The organism is Kitasatospora sp. NBC_00039 (genome assembly GCF_045160625.1).
Taxonomy (GTDB): domain Bacteria; phylum Actinomycetota; class Actinomycetes; order Streptomycetales; family Streptomycetaceae; genus Kitasatospora.
On the sequence record NZ_CP108289.1, the window covers coordinates 1,545,785 to 1,568,005 of the forward strand.

The 22,221-nt window shown below is 72.9% G+C and carries 14 protein-coding genes; 3 read left to right on the plus strand and 11 right to left on the minus strand.

Translation table 11 applies throughout. From position 1 onward, the window contains the following. Both OG286_RS07095 and sbnB read right to left on the minus strand, forming a co-directional pair. The gene (locus OG286_RS07095) at positions 1–855 is read right to left on the minus strand and encodes an aspartyl/asparaginyl beta-hydroxylase domain-containing protein (RefSeq protein ID WP_396322521.1); all 855 of its coding nucleotides are present in this window, start codon (positions 853–855) and stop codon (positions 1–3) included. A 376-nt stretch (positions 856–1,231) separates the two neighbouring features. After that, positions 1,232–2,239: a 2,3-diaminopropionate biosynthesis protein SbnB gene (gene sbnB / locus OG286_RS07100; RefSeq protein WP_396322522.1), complete on the minus strand. Its 1,008-nt coding sequence runs from the start codon at positions 2,237–2,239 to the stop codon at positions 1,232–1,234. Positions 2,240–2,421: 182 nt separating this feature from the next. Here sbnB and OG286_RS07105 point away from each other — a divergent pair, with 182 nt between their 5' ends. Together OG286_RS07105 and OG286_RS07110 are read left to right on the plus strand one after the other, a co-directional pair. Then, on the plus strand, positions 2,422–3,696 hold the full coding sequence (locus tag OG286_RS07105; RefSeq protein WP_405364891.1) for an MFS transporter: 1,275 nt from the start codon (positions 2,422–2,424) through the stop codon (positions 3,694–3,696). A gap of 99 nt (positions 3,697–3,795) precedes the next feature. After that, positions 3,796–4,089, plus strand: a complete 294-nt coding sequence (locus OG286_RS07110) for an acyl carrier protein (protein ID WP_396322524.1) — start codon at positions 3,796–3,798, stop codon at positions 4,087–4,089. 66 nt (positions 4,090–4,155) lie between these two features. Here the strand turns inward: OG286_RS07110 and OG286_RS07115 are convergent, their stop codons facing one another. The 6 genes from OG286_RS07115 to OG286_RS07140 form a co-directional block, all read right to left on the minus strand. Then, positions 4,156–5,025, minus strand: coding sequence for an acyl-CoA dehydrogenase family protein (locus tag OG286_RS07115; RefSeq protein WP_405364893.1), 870 nt, complete (start codon positions 5,023–5,025; stop codon positions 4,156–4,158). Beyond that, positions 5,022–6,134 carry an acyl-CoA dehydrogenase family protein gene (locus tag OG286_RS07120; RefSeq protein WP_396322526.1) on the minus strand — a complete coding sequence of 371 codons (1,113 nt, stop codon included), beginning with the start codon at positions 6,132–6,134 and terminating at the stop codon, positions 5,022–5,024. The genes OG286_RS07115 and OG286_RS07120 overlap by 4 nt, the downstream gene beginning before the upstream one ends. After that, a complete protein-coding gene (locus OG286_RS07125) occupies positions 6,124–6,519 on the minus strand; it encodes a phosphopantetheine-binding protein (protein WP_396322527.1) in 396 nt (131 codons plus the stop codon). Before OG286_RS07125 ends, OG286_RS07120 begins: the two co-directional genes overlap by 11 nt. Positions 6,520–6,604: 85 nt before the next feature. Then, the gene (locus OG286_RS07130) at positions 6,605–8,125 is read right to left on the minus strand and encodes an amino acid adenylation domain-containing protein (RefSeq protein ID WP_396322528.1); all 1,521 of its coding nucleotides are present in this window, start codon (positions 8,123–8,125) and stop codon (positions 6,605–6,607) included. A 4-nt stretch (positions 8,126–8,129) separates the two neighbouring features. Then, positions 8,130–8,864: a hypothetical protein gene (locus tag OG286_RS07135; protein ID WP_396322529.1), complete on the minus strand. Its 735-nt coding sequence runs from the start codon at positions 8,862–8,864 to the stop codon at positions 8,130–8,132. Next, positions 8,861–9,106 carry an MbtH family protein gene (locus OG286_RS07140; protein ID WP_396322530.1) on the minus strand — a complete coding sequence of 82 codons (246 nt, stop codon included), beginning with the start codon at positions 9,104–9,106 and terminating at the stop codon, positions 8,861–8,863. Before OG286_RS07140 ends, OG286_RS07135 begins: the two co-directional genes overlap by 4 nt. A 257-nt stretch (positions 9,107–9,363) precedes the next feature. Here OG286_RS07140 and OG286_RS07145 point away from each other — a divergent pair, with 257 nt between their 5' ends. Then, positions 9,364–12,708, plus strand: coding sequence for a condensation domain-containing protein (locus OG286_RS07145; RefSeq protein ID WP_405364895.1), 3,345 nt, complete (start codon positions 9,364–9,366; stop codon positions 12,706–12,708). A 70-nt stretch (positions 12,709–12,778) separates the two neighbouring features. On the opposite strand, the gene metH is transcribed toward OG286_RS07145, so the two are convergent. The 3 genes from metH to OG286_RS07160 form a co-directional block, all read right to left on the minus strand. After that, a complete protein-coding gene (metH, locus tag OG286_RS07150) occupies positions 12,779–16,366 on the minus strand; it encodes a methionine synthase (protein ID WP_396322532.1) in 3,588 nt (1,195 codons plus the stop codon). Positions 16,367–16,565: 199 nt separating this feature from the next. Beyond that, entirely contained in the window at positions 16,566–20,384 is a 3,819-nt protein-coding gene (locus tag OG286_RS07155; protein WP_405364897.1) for an amino acid adenylation domain-containing protein, read from the minus strand. Positions 20,385–20,514: 130 nt separating this feature from the next. Continuing rightward, positions 20,515–21,846, minus strand: coding sequence for a helix-turn-helix domain-containing protein (locus OG286_RS07160; protein ID WP_396322534.1), 1,332 nt, complete (start codon positions 21,844–21,846; stop codon positions 20,515–20,517). Positions 21,847–22,221: the final 375 nt, after the last annotated feature.

Here is a 22,221-nt window from a genome sequence, read left to right on the forward strand (position 1 = left end):
CTACTTCTCGATGCGCTCGAGGTTGGTGTGGTGGTACAGGTCCGCCACCTTCTTGACGATCCGCTCGTCGCCGCTCAGCCGGGCGATCTCCGTCATGGTGCTCCAGACGAACTTCGGGCCGCCGTCCTTGCGGTAGTGCTTCCTGATGACGAGGCCGAGCACCTCCATGATGTTCTCCTCGTCGATGACCCCCGACAGCGCGTGAATGCCCTCACGCTCCTCGGCGGTCAGCTCCGGACGCTCGCAGAGGTTGGCCTCCGGGATGCCGCCCGTCAGCTCGTGCTCGAACTTGAACAGCTTCTCCACGTCGTCCACGTTGGCGACGTCGATCAGCAGGTGGACGCGGCGGGTGTCGCCGACGACACCGGCGCTGTGCGGCTTGGTGACGTCGATGAACCAGACCTCGCCCTCCTTCATCCGGTAGACCGAGTCGGACTCGTTGAACATCGCGTCCTCGGCGGTGGAGAGCACGATGTGCACGCGGTGCGCGATCCGCGCCTTCGACACGTCGTCGGACAGCTCGACGTAGTCGCGGTGCGGGACCAGCACGCTGTTGCTGAGTGCCACCAGACGGGCGAAGGTGATGTGCTCGGTCGCGAAGTGCTTCCGGATCAGCTCCTGGACGTACGGCAGGCGCACGCCGTCGGCGGTGAACGCGGCCGGCTCCGACGGGTCGAACTGCGAGAGGACGGTGCCCTCACCGCCGCCGGGCGTCATCAGCATGGCGCTCTTCCACGGGCGGCCGCAGACGAACTCGTCGTACGGCTCGCCGAAGTTGATGCCGAAGCTCGCCTCCAGGTCGTCCGACAGCTTCGTCCGGTCGAGCTCGATCTTGCCGATCAACTGCGTACGCATGGCTCACTCCTTGACTCGCTCATTGGACCCCAGAGGAATGCGATCACCGCGTGAAAGGCTGCACAGCGCCGGCGGGGGGATTCGCCCAGGAGATCGTGCGAGGAATTGCTGTCCAGATATGCGCAACTCGTCCTCGGGGACACCCATGCTAGGCGGATGAGGCCGAACGGACGGGCGGCAATGGAGGCAGGCCGGAGGCAGCCTTCGCACCCGCCGGATGCGCCGCACAACGCGTCGGGCCCGGCCCGTCGGATACGACGGGCCGGGCCCTGCGGCATTTCCGTGTCCGCGCGGTGACCGTTGGTCAGCCGGTGTCCGGGCGGAGAGTCCGGCCGCGGGACGCCGCCGCCATCTCCCGGGGCGGGCCGGACGGGACCTAACCGACGTGGAAGTCGGGAATCCGGGTACCGATGCCGGCCTTCTCCGCGACGGCCTGGACGTGGGCCGCCACGGCGATGTCGAGAATGCCGAGTCCGAACTGCGAGTACACCACCACGCCGTCCGCGCTCCGGCGGGCCGGCTGCCGGCCGCGCACCACGTCGCCGAGCGTGGTGCGGATGAAGTCCCGTCGGCCGTGGCGCTGTTCCAGCAGGTGCAGCGAGGTGTTGACCCGGAGGACGTGGTCGGGGTCGTCCACCACGTTGTCGTGCCGCTCGATCTCGTCGGGGGCGATGTCGCGCACCGACATGTGCAGGACGGTCGCGCCGCGGGGGCACCCGGCCAGGCTCTCGATGTGCGGCGCGGGCGTGTTGGTGGCGATCGACACCAGCGGAGCGGCGCTCAGCACCGCCTCGGCCGAGCCGACCGCCTCGACCGCGGCGTCGGGCGCGAACTCCCTGACGCGGGCGGCGAAGGCGTGGGCCCGCTCCGCCACGATGTCGAACACCAGCAGGCGCCACCCCTCGCCGTACACGGCACGGAGGTAGCGCACGATCGAGAGGTTGATCGGCCCGCAGCCGATGGCGCCGACGGCGGTCAGCCGTTCCTCGCCGTGCAGGGTGGACGCCGCGAGGGCCGCACTGGCGCCGGTGCGCGCGAGGTTGATCGCCGAGGCCTCCATGAGGGCTGTGACGCGGCCGTCGGCAAGGGAGTTGAGTGCGATGACGGAGGAGGCGCGGTCCTTGCCGGCCTCGGCGTTGCCGGGGAACGACGAACTCCACTTCATCCCGGCCCGCTCCTCGTCGGTGCGCAGGTAGGCGGGCATCCCGACGATGCGGTCCCGGGGCCGGGTGGCGACGGTGAGGAAGCTGGAGAGCGGTACGGCCGTCGCACCGTCCGCGTGCGCCTCGTAGGCGGACCGCACCGCGGCCAGCACCTCGGCCTGCCCGCCGGCCAGGCAGGAGCCGACCTGCTCGCGGGTCAGGACCAGTACCCCGTCATTCATTTCCGCTCTCCCCATCCGGTTCTCCAGGTGAATGCCGCCATCGAACGCCGGCGCCTGCCAGTAGTTCACACGGGGAGCCCGACTCGGCGGATCTGCCGCATTTCTGCCCGGGAAATTGCCGCTGTGACGGGCGCGATATCTCCTCCCCCGGCGCAGGTTTACGTTGCTAGGATCCCTCATCCATGGCTGCTTTTCTCAAGGGTGACTACGCCAGGCTCTGGCTGGCATCCGGAATGTCCTCACTGGGAGACGGCGTCACGGTCGCCGCCGGCCCGCTGCTGATGGCGACCATCAGCAGGAATCCCGCGGTGGTCGCCGGCGCCGTGTTCGCCCAACAGCTGCCGTGGTTGCTCTTCTCGCTCTTCAGCGGTGTGTTCGTCGACCGCGTGGACCGGCGGCTCGTCGTGGGCGCGGTCAGTGTGCTGCGCGCCGTGGTGATGACCGTGCTCGCCGTACTGGTGTGGCGCGGGTGGGCGAGCATACCCGCCGTCTACGCGGCGGTCTTCCTGCTGGGCGTGGGCGCCACGCTCGCGGACAACGCCGGTCAGGCGCTGCTGCCCAGTGTGGTCTCCTCGGAGGAGCTGCCGAAGGCCAACGCCTGGCTGTCCGGCATCCGCATGGTGTGCAACCAGTTCGCCGGCCCGCCGCTCGGCGGCTGGATGTTCGTCTTCGCGGCGGCCCTTCCGTTCGGGACGGACGCCGCCTGCTTCGTGCTCGCCGCCGTCCTCGTCCTCTCGCTCCGCCCCCGCCCCAGCCACAGCCACAGCCACAGCCCCGGTGGTGACGCCGCGGAGCCGGCCCCGGACGCCACGCCCGCGGCGCGCGGCACGGTGTGGCAGGAGATCGCCGAGGGCCTCCGCTGGCTGTGGCAGCACAAGGCCATGCGCATGCTCGCGGTGACGATGGGCCTGATGAACCTCACCTACGGCGGCATCTTCGCGGTGTACGTGCTGTGGGCACGCGAGCGGCTCGGATTGACCGGAGCCGGCTACGGCCTGCTGCTCGCGGTGTCCGCCGTGGGCGGGGTGATCGGCACCGTGTCCGTCTCGGGCCTGGAGGCCAGGTTCGGATCGGCCGCCCTGCTCCGCGCGGGGCTGCTCATCGAGACCCTCTCCCATCTCGTCCTCGCCGTGACCCGAGCGCCGTGGATCGCGGCGCTCACGCTCGTGTTCTTCGGCGCCCACGCCACGATCTGGGGCGTCGTCGGGGTGACGCTGCGCCAGCGGGTGACCCCGAGCGAGATGCTCGGCCGGATCAACAGCGTCTACATGCTGTTCAGCATGGGCGGCGCCGCGATCGGCTCGCTGCTCGGCGGCGTCATCGCGCGGTCGTTCGGCATCACCGCGCCGTTCTGGGTCGGCTTCGTGGCGATGACCGTGATGACGGCGCTGGTCTGGCGGCTGATGACGCCGGCCAAGCTCGCCGCCGGGCGCGAGCCCGTCGCCACCGCCGTCTGACCCGCGGCGCCGTCCCTCACGCCGGCCACCGCCCCGGTGCGGCGGCCGCCCTCGTCCCTCCGCAGACCGGAACTCCCGGAGTCAGGAAAGTGAACCGACATGACCACTGAGCACACCCCCACCGCCGTGGAAGAGACGCTGCGCGAGCTGTTCGCCCAGGTGCTCGAACTCGACGGACGGCAGATCTCCCTCGACGACGACTTCTTCAGCCTCGGCGGCCACTCGCAGCTCGCCATCCGCCTGGCGGCCCTGGCACGCAAGCGGCTCGGTGTGAAGGTCGCCGTCGCGGACGTGTTCTCCGCCCCGACGGTCGCCGGCCTCGCGCTCTGCGCCGCCCAGGCCGCCCCGGTCACCCCGCTGACCCGCCGTACGGCCGAAGACACCGCCGCGTGAGGGCACGCCGCACGTCAAAGACCCGGGCCATCGGCCCGGGCCTTTCTCGTGGACGGCGGCGGCCGCTCAGACGGTGAGCGGAAGCCGCGCTCCGGCCTCCTGCCACAGGGCGCGCGGCGAGCCGGTCAGCGCCGGCAGCGAGCAGGCGGTGCGGAACAGCCGGACGATCCCGGGGTCGCTGGTACCGGCCGCCCCGAAGGCCTGAACGACGGTGTGGGCGCTGTCCAGCGCCGCCGACACGCAGGCCGCCGCCGCGGACGGGGCCAGGTGACCGGCGGGCACGCCCTCGTCCTCGCCGTGCGCCGCCCGCCACAGCCCGATCCGGGCGATGGTCAGGTCGACGGCGCAGCGCGCGATGCGGTGGGCGGTGCCCTGGTGCTCCAGCAGGCGGCGGCCCGCGACCACGCGTTCGCCGGCCCGCTCCTGGGCGGCCTCCAGGCAGCGCCGGGCCACCCCGCACGCGTACGCGGCGAGGGCGAGCAGGTCGCGGTCGCGCGCCGCGTTCGCCGCGGAGGCGTCGAGGACCGGCTGCGGCAGGCCAGCGAGCGCCTCCGGCCGGGGCTCGGACAGCCGCCACCGGCCGTCGGGGGCGTGCTCCACCAGGGCGGCGGCCGGCGCGGTGCGGTGGTCGCCGACCCAGGCCCGGTAGGCCTCGGCGGCGGCCGGCGCGTGGCCGCCCTCCGCGTACACGTCGAGGTAGCTGCGGACCGAGCGCACCAGGGTGTGCGGGCGGCAGCCCGCGCCCAGCTCCTCCAGCACGAGGAGCCATTCGAGTTGCCCGAACAGCGGCCGGGCACCGGGTGCGGGGGCGAGCAGTTCGGAGAGGCCGACCGCGTCGAGGACGTCCCAGCCCGAGGCGTCGGGCGCGGCCGCCGCCTCCTGCTTGCCGACGGCGTCGGTCAGCCGGTGCTGGGTCGCATCCAGCTGGAGGTTCATCGGACCGTCCTGCCGATCATGAATTCTCCTGCGATCAGGTCGAGCTGGAGTTCCTGCGCGCCGCCGGAGATGGTCAGCTCCGGAGCCTCGGCCACCGCGGCGCGCAGCAGGGTTCGGTGGGGTGCGGCCTCGTCCGGGCCCGGCACGGAGAGCAGTTCCTCGGCGGCCCAGCGGGTGACGGCCTGGGCGGCCAGGCCGCTCGCGAGTTTCGCGTACGCGGTGACGGTCTCGTCCGTCTCCAGGTCCTCGGCGGTTCCGGCGGCGTGGTAGGCGAGCGCCCGGGCGTTCTCGACGAGGAACTGACGGCGTGCGAAGTCCGCTGCCAGCAGACGCCGTTCGGCCTCCGGCCGGGCGGTCAGCTCGGTGCGGGCGGCGGCCAGCCAGGACTGGGCGCGGGTGAGGTAGTCGAAGCCACCGCGCTCGAAGCCGATCACGGTGGGCAGCAGGGCCCAGCCCTTGTGCAGCTCGCCGACGAGCGCATCGCGGTCGACCCGGACGTCCCGCAGCGTGACCGTGTAGTACGGCTCGCCGGAGGCACGGGCGACCGGCTCGATCCGCACCCCGGGGTCGTGCAGGTCGACCAGGAAGAGGGAGATCCCGTCGTACCGGCTGTCGCCCTGCCGGGTGCGCACCGAACAGAGTGCGATCTGCGACAACTCGGTGAGCAGGCTCCAGGTCTTCTCGCCGGTGATCCGCCAGCCGCCGCCGTCGGGCACGGCGCCGGTGGTGACGCGGGTCAGGTCGCTGCCGGCTCCCCGCTCGGAGAGCAGCAGGCTGGCCAGCAGCCGGCCGGAGGTGATCGGGGGCAGCCAGCGGCGGCGCTGTTCCTCGGTGCCGAAGGTCAGCAGCGGGCAGCCCACCCCCTGGACGGTGATCAGGTGGGCGACGTCCGGCAGGCCGCGCAGGCCGATGCGTTCCGACACCGCCGAGTGGGCGGCCAGGCTCAGACCCCGGCCGCCGTACTCCTCGGGGTAGTGCACGGCCAGCAGCCGTGCGGCGCCGAGCGCCTCGAAGGACTCCCGGACGCCGGCGTCCGGCCGGAGGCCGTCGAGCACCTCGTCGACCTCGGTGACCAGGGCCGCCTGGACCGGATCGAAGTCACGACGCACTGGCGGCACTCCCGTCGGTGGCGCGAGCGGCGCTCAGGGCGGCGGCGAGGGGCACGGCGGGTGCCGCGGCGGGTGCCGCGGCGGCGGCCGTGGCGGCGGCACGCAGCTGCTCGACCTCGGCCGCGAAGTCGCGCAGCACCGGATTGGCGAAGAGCAGCGAGACTCGCAGCTTGAGCCCGGTGCGGCGGGCCAGCTGGCCGACCAGGTGCATCGCCAGGATGCTGTCGCCGCCGGCCGAGAAGAAGTCCTCGTCGGCACGGACGTCGGTCCGCTCCAGCAGTTCGTGCGCGAGCGCGAGCACGAGCGCGGACAGGTCGCCGCCCGTGGCGCCGGCCTGTGTGCCGTCCGACCGGACGGGGTTCTGTTCGTCGGCATGGCCGTTCATGGGTGCCGGACCTCCGCTTCCTCTGTTCGTTGCCTCGTGGCGGGCGCCGGTGCGGCGCCCCGGGTTGGTCGGGTCGCGCCGCGGGTCACGCGGGCAGCGCGGGGCCCACGCCGAGGGCGTCCGCCTGCAGCCCCTGCCGGTCGACCTTGCCGCTCACCGCGACCGGCAGGACGTCGACCCGGCGCCAGACCGTGGGCACCATGTAGGCGGGCAGCCGGCCGGCGGCGAACGCGGACAGCGCCCGGGCGCCCGGCTCCGAGCCGGGGGCGAGCACGGTCACGGCGACCAGCCGGACGCCGGTGATGCCCGTGTGCGGCACCACGGCCACGTCCAGGACCTCGGGGTGCTCCAGCAGCCGCGCCTCGACCTCGCTCAGCTCGACCCGGAAGCCCCGGACCTTCACCTGGTGGTCCGAGCGGCCGTGGTAGACGATCTCGCCGGCCTCGTCGAGGTGCCCGAGGTCGCCGGTGCGGTACATCCGCTCGCCGGGGAAGCCCGGGTCGGGGTGGGCGACGAAGCGCTCCGCCGTCTGTCGCGCCCGGGCCAGGTAGCCGCGTGCGAGGTGCGGGCCGGAGAGCCAGATCTCGCCGACCTCGCCGGGCGCGGCGGGCTTCAGCGCATCGGTCAGCACCTCCGCGCGGATGCCCGGGACGCCGGTGCCGATCGGTACGTGCGGCCCGGTGTCGGTGTCGGTGCAGCGGTGGGTGGTGGCCCAGACGGTGGACTCGGTCGGGCCGTACTCGTTGTGCAGCTCCGCCCCCGGGACCGCGGCCAGGTGCTCCCGGGCCAGCGGGTACGGCAGGGCCTCGCCGCCGAGGATGACGCAGCGCAGCCCTTCCGCGGCCTCCGGGTGGAAGCGCAGCAGCGCCGCGTACTGCGAGGGGAGTCCGTCCAGATGGCTGACCTCGTGGGTCCCGAGCAGGTCCGCGAGGAGCTGCGGGTCGCGGATCTCCTCCTCCCCCGGGAGCAGCACCCGGCCGCCGGCGGCGAGCGTGAAGTAGAGGCCCGCGACGGCGGCGTCGATGGTGAGCGGCGCGAGGACGGCGTAGACGGACGGCTCGGGGTAGCTGCCGAACCGGGCCAGGGTCGAGCCCACCACCGACCGGTGGGAGATCACCACGCCCTTGGGGAGGCCGGTCGAGCCGGAGGTGAAGATCGCGTACGCCGCCTGGTCGGGGTGGACGACGGGCAGCTCGCCGTCGTCGCCGTCGTCCTCCGGGGCGTCCACGGGCCGGAACTCGGCGCCGGCCGCCGCGGCGACCTCGGCGTCCACGCCGGTCACCAGCCGCAGCCGCGCCTCGGAGGCGATCAGGCGGATCCGGTCCCCGGGCAGGTCGGTGGCGATCGGGATGTAGGCGGCGCCGGAGAAGAGCGTGCCCACCACGGCCACCACGGCCTCGACCGAACGGTCGACGGCCACTCCGACGAAGGTGTCGGGCTCGGCGCCCGCCCGCACGAGGCAGCGGGCGAGCCGGCGGGCGCGGGCGACGAGCTGCGCGTACGTGATCGACTCGCCGCCGGCGACGACCGCGACCGCGTCGGGGGCCCGCTCGGCGCGCGCCTCGATCAGCTCGTGCAGCGTGCCGGGTCCGGTGACTTGCTCCATCAACTCAACTGTTCCCTTGTGCGGCTGCGGCGGTCGGCGCGTACCGGTGGATGGCGGCGGTGAGCCGGGCCCGGACCTCCGGGGAGTCGAGCAGCCCGGCGGGGACGTCGACGCGGTGGAGTTCGACGGCGGCCGGGTCGGCGACCAGGAGGTCCAGCCGCGGATCCGGGCGGGCCGTCACACCGACGACCGGCGCAGCGGGTGCCACCGGCTCGGCGGCCCTGCTCGCCTGGAGGAAGCGCAGCCAGGCGCGGTAGCGGTCGAGCAGGTCGTCGACCATCTCGTACGCCTCCTCGTCGCCGCCGTGCACGTCCGCCATGGCGTCCCGCCCGGCCGACAGCGCCCTCTCCCACCGGGCCACGTCCGGGCCGGTGGCAGGCTCCGCCGCGGTGTCCGGGTCGATGCCGGTCGCCGCGCACAGCCTGCGGAAGTCCTGGACCATGTCCTCGACGGTCACCGGATACGGGTCCACCAGCAGCGCCGGCGTGCCGGTGAGCGCCGAGACGTGCAACGCGAGGGCGGCCGTGCCGCAGTAGGCGAGCACCAGGGCGGGCCGGTCCGGAAGCCGGGCGGCGACGAGGGCGGCCTGCTCGGAGAGCGTCAGCGGCCGGTCGACGTGGTGCACCAGCGGGTCGACGCGGACCAGCCCGGCCACTCCCTCGCGGGCGAGGAACCCGAAGTCGGCCGTGTCGCCGGCACCGCGGAACTCCAGCGCGAGGACCGTCTGCGCGCCGGTCACGACGGGCTACCGCCCGGGGCGGTCGCCCGTGCGGTGCCCTCGACGGCGGCGACCAGGGACGCCGGGCGCATGTCCGTCCAGTGCCGGTCGATGTAGTCGAGGCAGTTCTGCCGGCTGTCCCCGCCGTGCACGCGAGCCCAGCCCCCCGGGACGTCCAGGGCCGCGGGCCACAGCGAGTGCTGCCGCTCACCGTTCACCAGGACGAGGAACTCGCCGTCCACATCATCGAATAGAGCGCTCACTGACCCACCTCGGGATTGCCGTTCTGCCGAAAACCGCCGCGTACGACGAATCACGACCGTAGGAGATCGGGAAGCCCGGGATCGGCAGCGCCGGAGGCGGCCGGGCGGCAGATTCCCCCGGCGGTTCCGCGGGCCGGCCCAGGTGCCTGGGTTCTGCCGGTCGGGGTGCCGGTGCGGGCGGGGCCCGGCGTCTAGCGTTCGGATGTTGACCATTGCGGCGTGTGGTGGCGGCCCTCGATACCCCTGGAGGAGATTTCGTGATCCCTGTGTCGTTCGGCCAGCACCGGCTGTGGCTGCTCGACCGGTTCGAGCGGACCGGCTGGACGTACAACATCGTCGTCCAGGCCGCGATCTCGGGCCCGCTCGACGTCGCCGCGCTGGACGCGGCCGTCGGGGACGTGCTGGCCCGGCACGAGGTGCTGCGCACGAGCTTCCCAGACGTGGACGGCACGCCCGTCCAGCAGATCGCCGCGCCCCCGGCCGGCGGCGTGCTGCACCTCGTCGACGCGACGCGGGACGACCTGCCGGACCTGCTCGAAGCCGGCGGCCGGCACCTGTTCGACCTCACCCGCCAGGCCCCCGTGCACGCCCGGCTGCTGCGCACCGCGCCGGAGGATTTCGTCCTCCAACTGGTCTTCCACCACATCGTGGTGGACGGCTGGTCGGTGCGGCCGCTGATGCGCGACCTCGCCCACGCCTACTCCGCGCGGCTCGCCGGCACCCCGCCCACCTCCCCGCCGCTGCCGGTGCAGTTCGCGGACTTCGCCGCCTGGCAGCGCGAGGTCCTCGGGTCGGTCGACGACCCCACGTCACTGCTGGCCGAGCAACTCGGCTTCTGGCGCACCGCCCTCGCCGGCATGCCGGACGAGATCGCCCTGCCCACCGACCGGCACCGCCCGGCCGTCGCCACCCACCGGGGCGGGGGCGCCGCAGTCTCCACCGGCGGTGAACTCCACGCCCGGCTACGGCAGATCGCCCAGGAGAGCGGCGCAAGCCTCTTCATGGTCCTGCACGCCGCCCTCGCCGCCCTCCTGCACCGCCTCGGCGGCGGCGACGACATCCCGATCGGCACCGGCACCGCCGGCCGCTCCGACGAAGCCCTCACCGACCTCGTCGGTTTCTTCGTCAACACCGTCGCGCTGCGCACCGATCTCTCCGGCGACCCGACCTGGCTCCAACTCATCGACCGTGTCCGTGGCTTCGACCTGAGCGCCTTCGACCACCAGGACGCGCCGTTCGAAGCGGTCGTCCACGCCGCCGCACCACAGCGCCGCCCCGGCCGGCACCCGCTCTTCCAGACCATGCTGGAACTCCAGAACCACGACACCGCCGTGCCCGACTTCCCCGGTCTGGACGTCCGCATGCAGACCGCCGAATCCGTCGAGCGCCATTCCGCCAAGTTCGACCTCTACCTCGACCTGGCGGAGACCTTCGACCGTGACGGCACCCCCACCGGAATCCGCGGCCACGTCAACTACGCCACCGACCTGTTCGACCACGACTCCGCCGCACTCCTCGCCCGACGCTTCACCCTCGTCCTCGACGCCCTCTCCACCACGCCCGACGCACCCGTCTCCCACGCCGACATCCTGGTGCCCGGCGAGGCCGACCTCCTCGGCCGCACCCCCGCCACACCGCCGGACGCCCCCACGGTCGACACCGGCGAGCTCGCCGCCCTGCTCGCCACCGACCCCTCCCTCACCCGGCTCCACCTCACCGGGGACGTCCCCGCCCCCGAAACCCTCGCCGCCCTCCACCGGGCCCACCCCCACCTGCGCCCCACCGTGGCCACCCCCCTCGCCGTCCTCGACCGCGCCGGCCGGCCCGCCCCCCTCGGCGTCACCGGTACCCTCCCCACCGGCCAGCGCGCCCGCCGCCGGCCCGACGGTCACCTCGAACTCCCGCCGCCCCCGGCCGCCGCCGACCGGGACGCCCCCGTCGGCGAGGCCGCCGCCGGCACCGCGGGCACCACCGAGGCCGGCCGGCCCCGCACCCCCGCCCAGGAGATCCTCTGCGGCATATTCGCCGACCTCCTCGGCCGCGACAGCGTCAACCTCCACGACGACTTCTTCGACCTCGGCGGTCAGTCCCTCCTCGCCGTCCGCGTCGCCAGCCGCGTCCGCACCGTCTTCGACACCGAACTCGACCTCGCCACCGTCTTCCGGGCCTCCACCGTCGCCAAGCTCGACGCCCACATCCGGCAGTCCGCCGCCCGCCCCCGCGTCACCCCCCGCCGGATCGACCCCCGCCCCTCCCCGCTACCGCTCTCGCCCGCCCAGCTCCGCCTGTGGATGACCGACCAGATCCAGGGGCCCAGCGCCTCCTACAACGTCCCCATCGCGCTGCGCCTGCGCGGCGACCTCGACGCCACCGCGCTCCACCACGCGCTCAACGACCTGATCGCCCGCCACGAGGCCCTCCGCACCGAGTTCCACGACACCGACGGGGAGCCCCACCAGCACGTCCTCTCACCCACCGAGGCACACCTCCACCTCCACCGGGCCGGCTACACCACCGAGGCCGACCTCGCCGGCCTCGTCGCCGAGCAGTTCTCCCACGTCTTCGACCTCGCCCGGGGGCCACTGGTCCGCGCCCACCTCTTCACCCGCACCCCCGGCGAGCACGTGCTCCTGCTCCTCATGCACCACACCGTCTGCGACGGCTGGTCGACCGGCCCCCTGCTCGCCGACCTGACGACCGCCTACACCGCGCGGCTGCGGAACGCCGGACCGCAGTGGCCCGAACTCGCCCTGCAGTACCCGGACTACACCCTCTGGCAGCACGAGCTGCTCGGCGACGAGACGGACGAGCAGTCCGAGACGTACCGTCAGCTCGCCTTCTGGCGGGCGACGCTGGCCGGCCTGCCCGCGGAGGCGACGCTTGCGCCCGACCGTCCGAGGTCCGCGATGGCCGACCCGTCCAGCGACACCGTCGCGGTCTCGATCGCTCCGGAGCTGCACGCCGCGCTGCTGCGGCTCTCCCGGGAGACCGGCACGACCCTGTTCATGGCCCTGCACGCGAGCTTCGCGGTGCTGCTGGCCCGGCTCGGCGCCGGCAACGACATCCCGATCGGCACCTCGGTGGCCGGGCGGACCCACGCCGAGTTCGACGAGCTGGTCGGTTTCCTCATCAACACGGTGGTCCTGCGGGCCGACCTCTCGGTGGACGTCGCCTTCCGTGAGTTCCTCGCGCGGGTGGGCGCCGCGGACCTCGCCGCGCTCGCCCACCAGGACGTGCCGTTCGACAAGGTCGTGCAGGCGGTCAACCCGCCGCGTGCCACCGGTCGCAACCCCCTGTTCCAGGTGGGCTTCACCATGGAGCACCACACCTCGCTCGCCTTCGGACCGCAGGGGCTGGCCGTCGAGGCCTTCCCGATGCGCGGCGTCTCCGCCAAGCTCGATCTCGATCTCACCCTGACGGAGACGCTCGACGAGGAGGGCTCCCCCGCCGGCGTCCTCGGCACCGTGGAGTACCCGACGGCGCTCTACGACCGGGCGACCGTCACGCGGGCGGTCGGCGAGTTCGGCCGCCTGCTGGAGTCGGTGGTCGCCACCCCCGGCATCCGGCTCTCCGCGCTCGGCGTGATCTGCAAGGAGGCTTGAGCCCCGCAGACGACGGCGGCCGGATCCCGGACACCCGGGATCCGGCCGCCGCGGCGTTTCCGAGCCGCCGTCAGCTCAGGTTGGGCCGCAGCCAGCGCTCGGCCTCGGCGAGCTCGCAGCCGCGCCGGACGGCGTAGTCCTCCAGCTGGTCGCGGCCGATCCGGCCGACGCTGAAGTAGCGCGACCCCGGGTGCGCGAAGATCAGACCGCTGACGCTGGCGGCCGGCGTCATCGCGAACGACTCGGTCAGGCCGATCTCCTGGGAGCCGGCGTCGAGCAGCTCGAACAGCTCGCGCTTCTCGGAGTGGTCCGGGCTGGCCGGGTAGCCGAGCGCGGGGCGGATGCCCCGGAACCGCTCGGCGTGGAGGTCCTCGAGCAGTGGGTCGGCGTCCGGCTCGAACCACTCCCGGCGCGCCTGCAGGTGGATGTACTCGGCGAACGCCTCGGCCAGCCGGTCGGCGAGCGCCTTGACCATGATCGCCCGGTAGTCGTCACGCTCGGCCTCGTACCGGGCGGCCAGCGTCTCGGCGCCGTGGATGGCGACCGCGAATCCGCCGAGGTGGTCACCGGACGGGGCCACGTAGTCGGACAGGCAGCGGTTGGCCCGGCCGGCGGGCTTGGCGGTCTGCTGGCGCAGCATCGGGAGCCGGACGCCGTCGACCACGATGTCGTCGCCCTCGGAGTGGGCGGGCCAGAAGCCGTAGACGCCGCGTGCCTGGAAGGCACCGTCGGCGATGATCCGGTCGAGCATGGCGATGGCGTCGTCGTACAGCTCACGCGCGACCGGCTGGTCGAGGATCGCCGGGAACTTGCCCTTGAGCTCCCAGGCGAGGAACAGGAACTGCCAGTCGATCAGCTTGCGGAGCTCGCCGATCTCCGGCGTCACGGTGCGCACGCCGGTGAACGCGGGCGTCGGCAGGTCGGTGAAGTCCATCCGCTCACTGTTGGCGCGGGCCTGCGCGAGGGTGAGCTGGGCGACGCGGTGCCGGGTCTCGTGCTGCTCGCGCAGGCGCTCCTGCTCGGCGCGGTTGGCGGTGTCCAGCTCGGCCGCCCGCTCGGGGTCGAGCAGGTCGGAGACCACGCCGACGACCCGGGAGGCGTCGAGGACGTGCACGGAGGGGCCTTCGTACACCGGCGCGATCCGCACCGCCGTGTGCTGCCTGGAGGTGGTCGCGCCGCCGATCAGCAGCGGAAGCTCGATGCCCCGCCGGCTCATCTCCTCGGCGACGGAGACCATCTCGTCCAGCGAGGGCGTGATCAGGCCGGACAGGCCGATCGCGTCGGCGCCCTCGGCGATCGCGGTGTCCAGGATCTTCGCGGCGGGCACCATCACACCGAGGTCGATGACCTCGTAGTTGTTGCAGCCGAGCACGACGCCGACGATGTTCTTGCCGATGTCGTGGACATCGCCCTTGACGGTCGCCAGCACCACCTTGCCCTGACCGCGCCCGGAGGTCTTCTCGTCCTCCATGTAGGGCTCCAGGTAGGCGACCGAGCGCTTCATCACGCGGGCGCTCTTGACCACCTGCGGCAGGAACATCTTCCCCGAGCCGAACAGGTCTCCGACGATCTTCATGCCGTCCATCAGCGGCCCCTCGATCACCTCGAGCGGGCGGCCGAGGACCTGCCGGGCCTCCTCGGTGTCCTTCTCGACGAAATCGACGACACCGTGGACCAGGGCGTACGAGAGGCGCTCCTGGACGGTGCCCTCGCGCCAGGAGAGGTCGACGGTCCGCTTGGTGCCGCTGCCGGTGACGGTGGAGGCGAAGGTGACCAGCCGGTCGGTCGCGTCGGTGCGGCGGTCGAACAGCACGTCCTCGACGAGTTCCAGCAGCTCGGCGGGGATGTCCTGGTAGACCGCGAGCTGTCCGGCGTTGACGATGCCCATGTCCAGGCCGGCGCGCACCGCGTGGAACAGGAAGGCCGAGTGCATGGCCTCGCGCACCACGTCGTTGCCGCGGAACGAGAAGGACAGGTTCGAGATTCCGCCGCTGGTGCGCGCGCCCGGGCAACGCCGCTTGATCAGCGGCAGGGCGTCGATGAACGCCTTGGCGTAGCCGTTGTGCTCGGCGATGCCTGTGGCGACGGCGAGGACGTTCGGATCGAAGATGATGTCCTCGGGCGCGAAGCCCGCCTTGTCGACCAGCAGGTCGTACGCCCGGCCGCAGATGTCCACCTTACGCTCGGTGGTGTCGGCCTGGCCCAGCTCGTCGAAGGCCATCACGACGACGCCGAGCCCGAAGTCGCGGATCCGCCGGGCCTGGGCGAGGAAGGGCTCCTCGCCCTCCTTGAGGCTGATCGAGTTGACCACCCCCTTGCCCTGCACGCAGGCCAGACCCGCCTCGATCACGCTCCACCGGGAGCTGTCGATCATGATCGGGATCCGGGCCACCTCCGGCTCGGTCGCCACCAGATTGAGGAAGGTGGTCATCGCCCGCTCGCTGTCGAGCAGGTCGGCGTCCATGTTGACGTCGAGGAGGTTGGCGCCGCCGCGGACCTGTTCGAGAGCGACGTCGACCGCGGCCTGGTAGTCGTCCGCCTCGATCAGCCGCCGGAACTTCGCCGAGCCGGTGACGTTGGTGCGCTCACCGATCATGACGAAGCCGGTGTCCGGGCCGATCTCGAACGGCTCCAGCCCGCTGAACCGGGTCGCGGCGGGCGGCTCGGCGACGACACGCGGCGTCACCCCGGCCACGGCGGCGGCGATCTGCTCGATGTGGTCGGGCGACGTGCCGCAGCAGCCGCCGACGATGTTGACCAGACCCGCCTGAGCGAACTCGCCGATCAGCCGGCCGGTCTCCTCCGGCGTCTGGTCGTAGCCGCCGAAGGCGTTGGGCAGGCCGGCGTTCGGGTGGGAGGCCACGTGGGCGCCGGACAGCCGGGCCAGCTCGGCGACGTACGGGCGCACCTCGGCGGCGCCGAGCGCGCAGTTCACGCCGACGATCAGCGGCTCGGCCCGCTCGACCGACCGCCAGAACGCCTCGACCGTCTGCCCCGACAGGGTGCGGCCGCTGAGGTCGACGATGGTGACCGAGAGCCACAGCGGCAGCTCGGGCGCGACCTCGCGGGCGGCCGCGATCGCCGCCTTGGCGTTGAGCGTGTCGAAGATCGTCTCGATCTGCAGCAGGTCGACCCCGCCCTCGGCCAGCGCCGCCATCTGCTCCGCGTACGCCGCCTTGACCTGCTCGAAGGTGACCGCCCGGTACGCCGGGTCGTCGACCTTCGGGGAGAGCGAGAGCGTGACGTTCAGCGGGCCGACCGAGCCCGCGACGAACTTGCCCCCGGCCTCGTCGGCCGCCTGCCGGGCGAGCCGCGCCCCGCTCAGGTTCATCTCCCGGACCAGGTGCTCCAGGCCGTAGTCGGCCTGGCCGAGGCTGGTCGCGGTGAAGGTGTTGGTGGTGATGATGTCCGCCCCGGCCGCGAGGTAGCGCCGGTGCACGTCCAGGACCAGATCGGGCCGGGTCAGGTTGAGGAGGTCCGGGTCACCCGTCACGTCGTACGGGTGGGCCCCGTCGATCACCTCGCCCCGGTAGTCGGCCGGACCCAGCTTGATGGCCTGCAGCAGGGTGCCCCAGGCGCCGTCGAGAACCAGGATCCGTTCACTCATCAGCCGCCTCAGCGTCGCGGTCGCGTCGCGTCGGGTACGAGAATCACTCATTTCGACAACCTCCGTACGAAATCACCGGAGGCGCCCTTGGTCGAGTGATTTCAAGTCGAGCGTGGCGGGAGGATTTCCCGTTGCAGCGCCTCTCGACTCCGGCCCCAACTATATCGGATCCCCTCGGCGGAACGGAATGAAATGCTTCCCGCCCACGCTCATCTGACGCCCAGTCAGGCCGTGCCGACAGGGCGCCCGGCTACCGCGGCCGGGCCCTCAGGGCGGGCCGCGCCGCCCGCCCTCCGTCGAGCAGCGCCGCTATTCCCTCCGGCGTGGGGCTGTCGAACAGGGACTTCAGCGACACCTCGACGCCGAACTCGTCCCTGATCCGATTGGCCAGCCGGGTGGCGAGCAGGGAATGGCCGCCCAGCGCGAAGAAGTTGTCCTCGCCGGAAACCGGGCCGCATTCCAGGAGCTCCGAGAATATCTCCCCGAGGACGGCTGTCCGCATTTCGGGACGGGGCGGGACGGGGCGCCTTCGTGCCGGTCCCCCCGGCGAGCCGCCGGAGAAGGCCGACGCGGAGCCGGCCACCACCCGGGCGGCCGTCCCACGATCGGCCGACCCGTGATCGGCCGACCCGTGATCGGCCAGGTCGGCGGCTCCGGGAGCGGGGTGCCCGGCGCCGGGGGCGAGGTGCTCGGCGAGACCCGCCGGGGTCGGCCGTTCGAACAGCACCCGCAGCGGCGGCTCGGCCCCCAGCTCGGCCCGGATCAGCGCGGTCACCTCGCCGGCGCGCAGTGAGGTGCCGCCCAGGTCGAAGTAGCTGTCGTCGATGCCGACCTCGGGCACCGCCAGCACCTGGGCGAAGATCCCGCAGAGCGCCCGCTCCACCGGGGTGCGGGGCGCCCGGCCGGCGGCCGCGCGGCCGGGCTTCGGCAGGGCCCCGCGGTCCAGCTTCCGGTTGGGATTGAGCGGCATCCTGTCGAGCTGGACGAAGGCCCACGGCACCATGTAGTCGGGCAGCGCCTCGGCCACGTGCGCGCGCAGCGCGGCCTGGTCCACCGGGCCGGACTCCGACACGACGTACGCGACCAGACGCTTGGCGCCCGGGCGGTCCTCCACCGCCAGGACGGCCACCTGCGCGACGGCCGGATGGCTGCGCAGCACCGTCTCGATCTCGCCGAGTTCGATCCGGAAGCCACGGATCTTCACCTGGTGGTCGACCCGCCCGAGGAACACCAGGTGGCCGTCCCCGGTCCAGCGCACCAGGTCACCGGTGCGGTACATCCGGCTGCCCGGCCCGTCGAAGGGATTGGCGACGAAGCGCGCGGCGGTCGCGGACGGACGGTTCAGGTATCCGCGGGACAACTGCTCGCCCGCCAGGTACAGCTCGCCGACCACGCCGGCGGGCACCGGCTGCAGCCGGCCGTCCAGCACGTACCCCCGCATGTTGCCGATCGGCCGGCCGAGCAGCGCCTCCGCCGGCCAGTCCGCGCCCCTGGCGGGGAAGGAGTGGGCGATCGCGAGATGGGTCTCGGTCGGACCGTAGTAGTTGTCGAGCCGGCGCCGCTCGGGCTCGAAGAAGGCCTTGAGCCGGGGCGAGAGGGTCAACGCCTCGCCACCCTGGGCGATCATCCGCAGTTCGGGCAGCCGGACGCCGGTCCGCTCGGCGGACTCGCACAGCGCGTCGAGCACCAGGTTCGGCAGATTCATGTCGTGGACGTCGTGGTCGGCCAGCCACCGCGCGAAGAGGTCGACATCGCGCCGGACCTCCTCCGGCGGCACCACCAGGGCGCCGCCGCTGGTGGTGGCGAACAGCACCTCGAAGGCGGAGGTGTCGAAGCTGAGCGAGGAGAACTGGGCCATCCGCCCGGGCGTGAGCGTGGTCTCGTACCAGGTCAGCAGGCTCACCAGGGAGGCGCCCGGCATGACCACCGCCTTCGGCCGGCCGGTGGAGCCCGAGGTGTAGATGACGTAGACGGGGTGCTCGGGCCGCAGCGGCGCCAGGCGGTCGGCGTCGGTGAGGTCGGTCGCCGGCAGGTGTCCGGCGTCGACCGGTTCGGTGAGCGTGAGCACCGGGGCGGCGTCGCTCTGCATGAACGCGATGCGGTCGGCCGGGTAGCTCGGGTCGACCGGCAGGTAGGCACCGCCCGCCTTGAGCGTCGCCCACAGGGCCACGATCACGTCGACCGAGCGCTCCATCATCAGCGCCACCACCGACTCGGGCCCGACGCCGTGGCCGACCAGGTACCGGGCGAGCTGATTGGCCCGGGCGTTGAGCTGGGCGTAGGTGAGCACCGTGTCGCCCATCTGCACGGCCGGCAGGTCGGGGGTCCGCCCGGCCTGGGCCTCCAGCAGGTCCGGCAGGGTCCTGCGCGGCACCTCGAACGGCGGGCTGTTGCGGTTCCACTCCACCAGGAGCCGATGACGCTCGGCGGGGTCGAGGACGTCGATCCCGCCGACCTTTCCGGTGGGGTCGGCGGCCACGGCGGCGAGCACGCGCAGCAGCCGTTCTCCGACGGTCCGGGCGGTCGCCCGGTCGAAGAGGTCCGTCCGGTAGGTGAGGGTCAGCTCGATGCCGCCGGGCGCGCCGTCCTCGCCGAAGCGCTCGGCGAAGGCGAAGGCGAGGTCGTGCCGGGCGGGGTGCGGGGCCGTCCCGTGGGGCTGCGCGTCGACGCCGGCCAGGGACGCGGGGGCCCGGTCGGTCCCCGCGGTGACCAGCACCTGGAAGAGCGGGTGCCGGGCGAGCGAGCGGGCCGGGTTGACGGCACCCACCAGCAGTCCGAAGGGGATGTCCAGGTCGGCGTAGGCGTCCAGGCCGGTCTCCCGCACCCGGCCGAGCAGCTCGGCGAAGGTCGGGTCGCCGGAGACGTCGGTACGGAGCACCAGCAGGTTGGCGAAGGGCCCGACCACGTCGTGCAGGTCGGCGTCGGTGCGGCCCTCGGCGCGGGTGCCGAGGGGGATGTCCTCGCCCGCGCCGAGCCGGTTCAGGAGCACCGCGACGGCGGCCTGGACCACCATGAACATGCTGCTCCGGGCCGCCCGGGCCACCTCCGCCAGGCGCCGGTGCGTCTGCGCGTCGAGCCGGAGGCCGACCTCCTCACCCCGGTGCGTGGCGACGGCCGGGCGCGGCCGGTCGTACGGCAGGGCCAGCTCGTCGGGCATGCCCGCGAGCAGCTCCGCGCGGGCCTTCAACCGCGCGGCCACGGCCGGGTCGGCGCAGCCGGCCGCGGCCGCGAACCGGCTCTGGCGGTGCGCGAAGTCGGTGAATCGGGCGGGCAGTTCGGCCCAGTCCGGCGCACCGCCCCGGGAGCGGGCGGCGTAGGCCGTGTCGAGGTCGCGGGCGAGCAGTCCGAGTGAGGCCTCGTCGACGGCGATCCGGTGGGTCAGCAGGAGCAACAGGTGGTCGTCCGGGCCGAGTTCGAGCAACCAGACCCGCAGTGGGATCTCCGCGGCGAGATCGAAGCCGTACGTCGTCAGGGCGGCCAGCCGGGCCTCGAGCTCCTCCTCGGCGACCCGTTCGACCTGGAACGCCACACCGGCGTCGACCACTCGCTGCCCGCTGACACCGCCGGTCTCCCCCTGGACCGTGCGCAACGCCTCCTGCCGCGCGGCCACGTCGTCCACCGCGGCCCGCAGCGCCTCCCGGTCGAGCGGACCGCGCAGGCGCAGCGCCAGGGGGAGGTTGAAGCTCGCGCCGGGCCCCTCCAGCCGTTCCAGGAAGCGCAGGCCCTGCTGGGCGGAGGTGAGCGGAAGGCGGGCGCCGTCCGGCGCGGTTCCCCGGGGGGCGGCGGTGTCCGCCGGCACCGCCAGGGCGGCCAGCGCGTCGACGTCCGGGGCGTCGTAGAGGTCCCGGACGCTCAGCGTCACCCCGAGCTCGGCCCGTGCCCGGCCGGCCAGCCGAACGGCCTTCAGCGAGTCACCGCCGAGGCCGGGAAAGGAGTCCTCCCCACGCACCGTGGCCACACCCAGAACCTCCGCCAGAAGCTCGCGGAGCGCTCGCCGAGCACTGTCGCCCACGCCGACCCCCACCTCGTGTAGATACGCTCGTTCACCGCCGTCGAGCTGCGAGAACACACCCGTCGACGGTCAGAATAAGTCGCCTCGGAACGCCTCCATCGGCACCATCGGCGGCAGAGCGGAGGCAATATCCGCTCCGCCGCCTCGGCCCGGTCCGACGGGGCTCCGGCTCGAGGCCGGGCAGGACCTAAGGCACGGTGCACGTCAGCTGCCGCTGCACCGTGACGGTTCTGGGCGGGAGGGCGTGGCGCACCAGGTTGAGCACGGAGAAGCGGGGCGGTTCGCCGCTCGCCCCGGCGATCCGGCGCACCAGGCCGAGCGTGCGCAGCAGGTGGATGGCGCGCAACGCCGCGGCGGCGGGGCCACCGAGCAGGCCGACGGCCTGGTCCACCGTCCACGGGTCGGCGTCGGCCAGACGCCGCAGCCCCTCGGTGTCCTCCACCGGCAGCGCGGCCACCGTGCGGGCGAGCCAGGCGGTCAGCGAGTCGTCGGCGTTGACCAGGGCGTTGGTGAGCATCGCGGGCAGGCCGGCCGCGGGGTCCAGGAGCTGGGCGGGCTCGTAGAGGAGCAGCCAGGAGGCCGCGGCCTCCAGAACTGCGGGAACGCCGTCCAGGTGCCAGCAGATGCGGGCGATCGCGGCGGTCACCTCCATGTCCGCGGCGGTCTCCAGGTAGAGCTGCGCGCAGCGCGATCGCATGAACTCCACCGCCGGGTACGCGGCGAGGTCGGCGTCGCGGGCCTCGCCGCGGGCCCACTCCGGCACGGCGAGCGGGAAGACCGGGAAGACCGGGTCGCCGGCGGTCGGCGAGGTCTCGCAGGTCTCGTACAGCACTCGCAGTCCCGGACAGCGGCTCAGCATGAGACGCAGCATCAGCTCGTCGTCCTGATCGAGGTCCCGGCCGTCGACGGTGAGCAGGATGTCGTTCTTGGCCAGGACGGCGGCCAGGTCGTCGAGGGCGGGCTCACACCCCAGGAGATCGGCGATCCGGCCGAGCAGGGTGTTCGCGGGGTCGCGCGGATCGTCGCCGACCGGCCCGGGGCCGTTCAGTTCGATGCAGACGGCCGGCATCCGGCCGCTCTGGTGCAGCACGCTGGCGACCTCGTGGATCAGGCGGGTCTTGCCGACGCCGGGCATGCCCACGACCTTGACCAGCCGGTGTCCGGAGGACTCCAGCATGGCGGTCAGCGTGGCCGTCTCGCGCCCGCGGCCGATGATCGGGCCCAGGGGGGCGGGCGGTGCGATCAGCTCGTCGATGAGCGGCTCGCCGACGAAGGGGCCGGCCGCCGCCTCGAGTTCGGCCCGGCGGGCCTTGCTCAGCCGCAGGGCGTCGGCGAGCAGCCGGATGGTCTGGATCCTCGGGGTCCTCGTGCGTTCAAGCTCCAGGTCGCGGATGGCCCGGACACTGATCGTGGAGATTTCGGCAAGCTGCCGCTGGGTCATCCCCACGCGCTTTCGCGCATTTCGCAGCAGGACACTGAACTGTGCATTCTGCACATGATTGGCAGTGATTTTGAACACGCTCCAGAGATTGCCGTCCGATTCGCTGGGATCGGCCGGACGGATGGGTCTAGATCGTCACCGCACCCCCTCGGGCGGACCACACCACTGGCCGGCCCGGACGGAATGCGCCGATCTCACCGATTTCATGGAGATCACATGGGATTCCGCATCGGCCATTCGGCTCGCAGCCACCGTCCGCCAGAAATGACACGCAGAGGGATTCGGTCATCGCAACGGCCTGCTGCGGAGATATTTGAATCGACCCCGAGCTCTCGGGGAACCTTTGACCACCGGAGGTGGCTCATGCGCGGCGCATGGCCACCGAATGACAGAGCGTCGCCCCCAGAACGATTTCTCCGGTCTTCCGCCTGACGGACCAAATGTCGGTTTTGC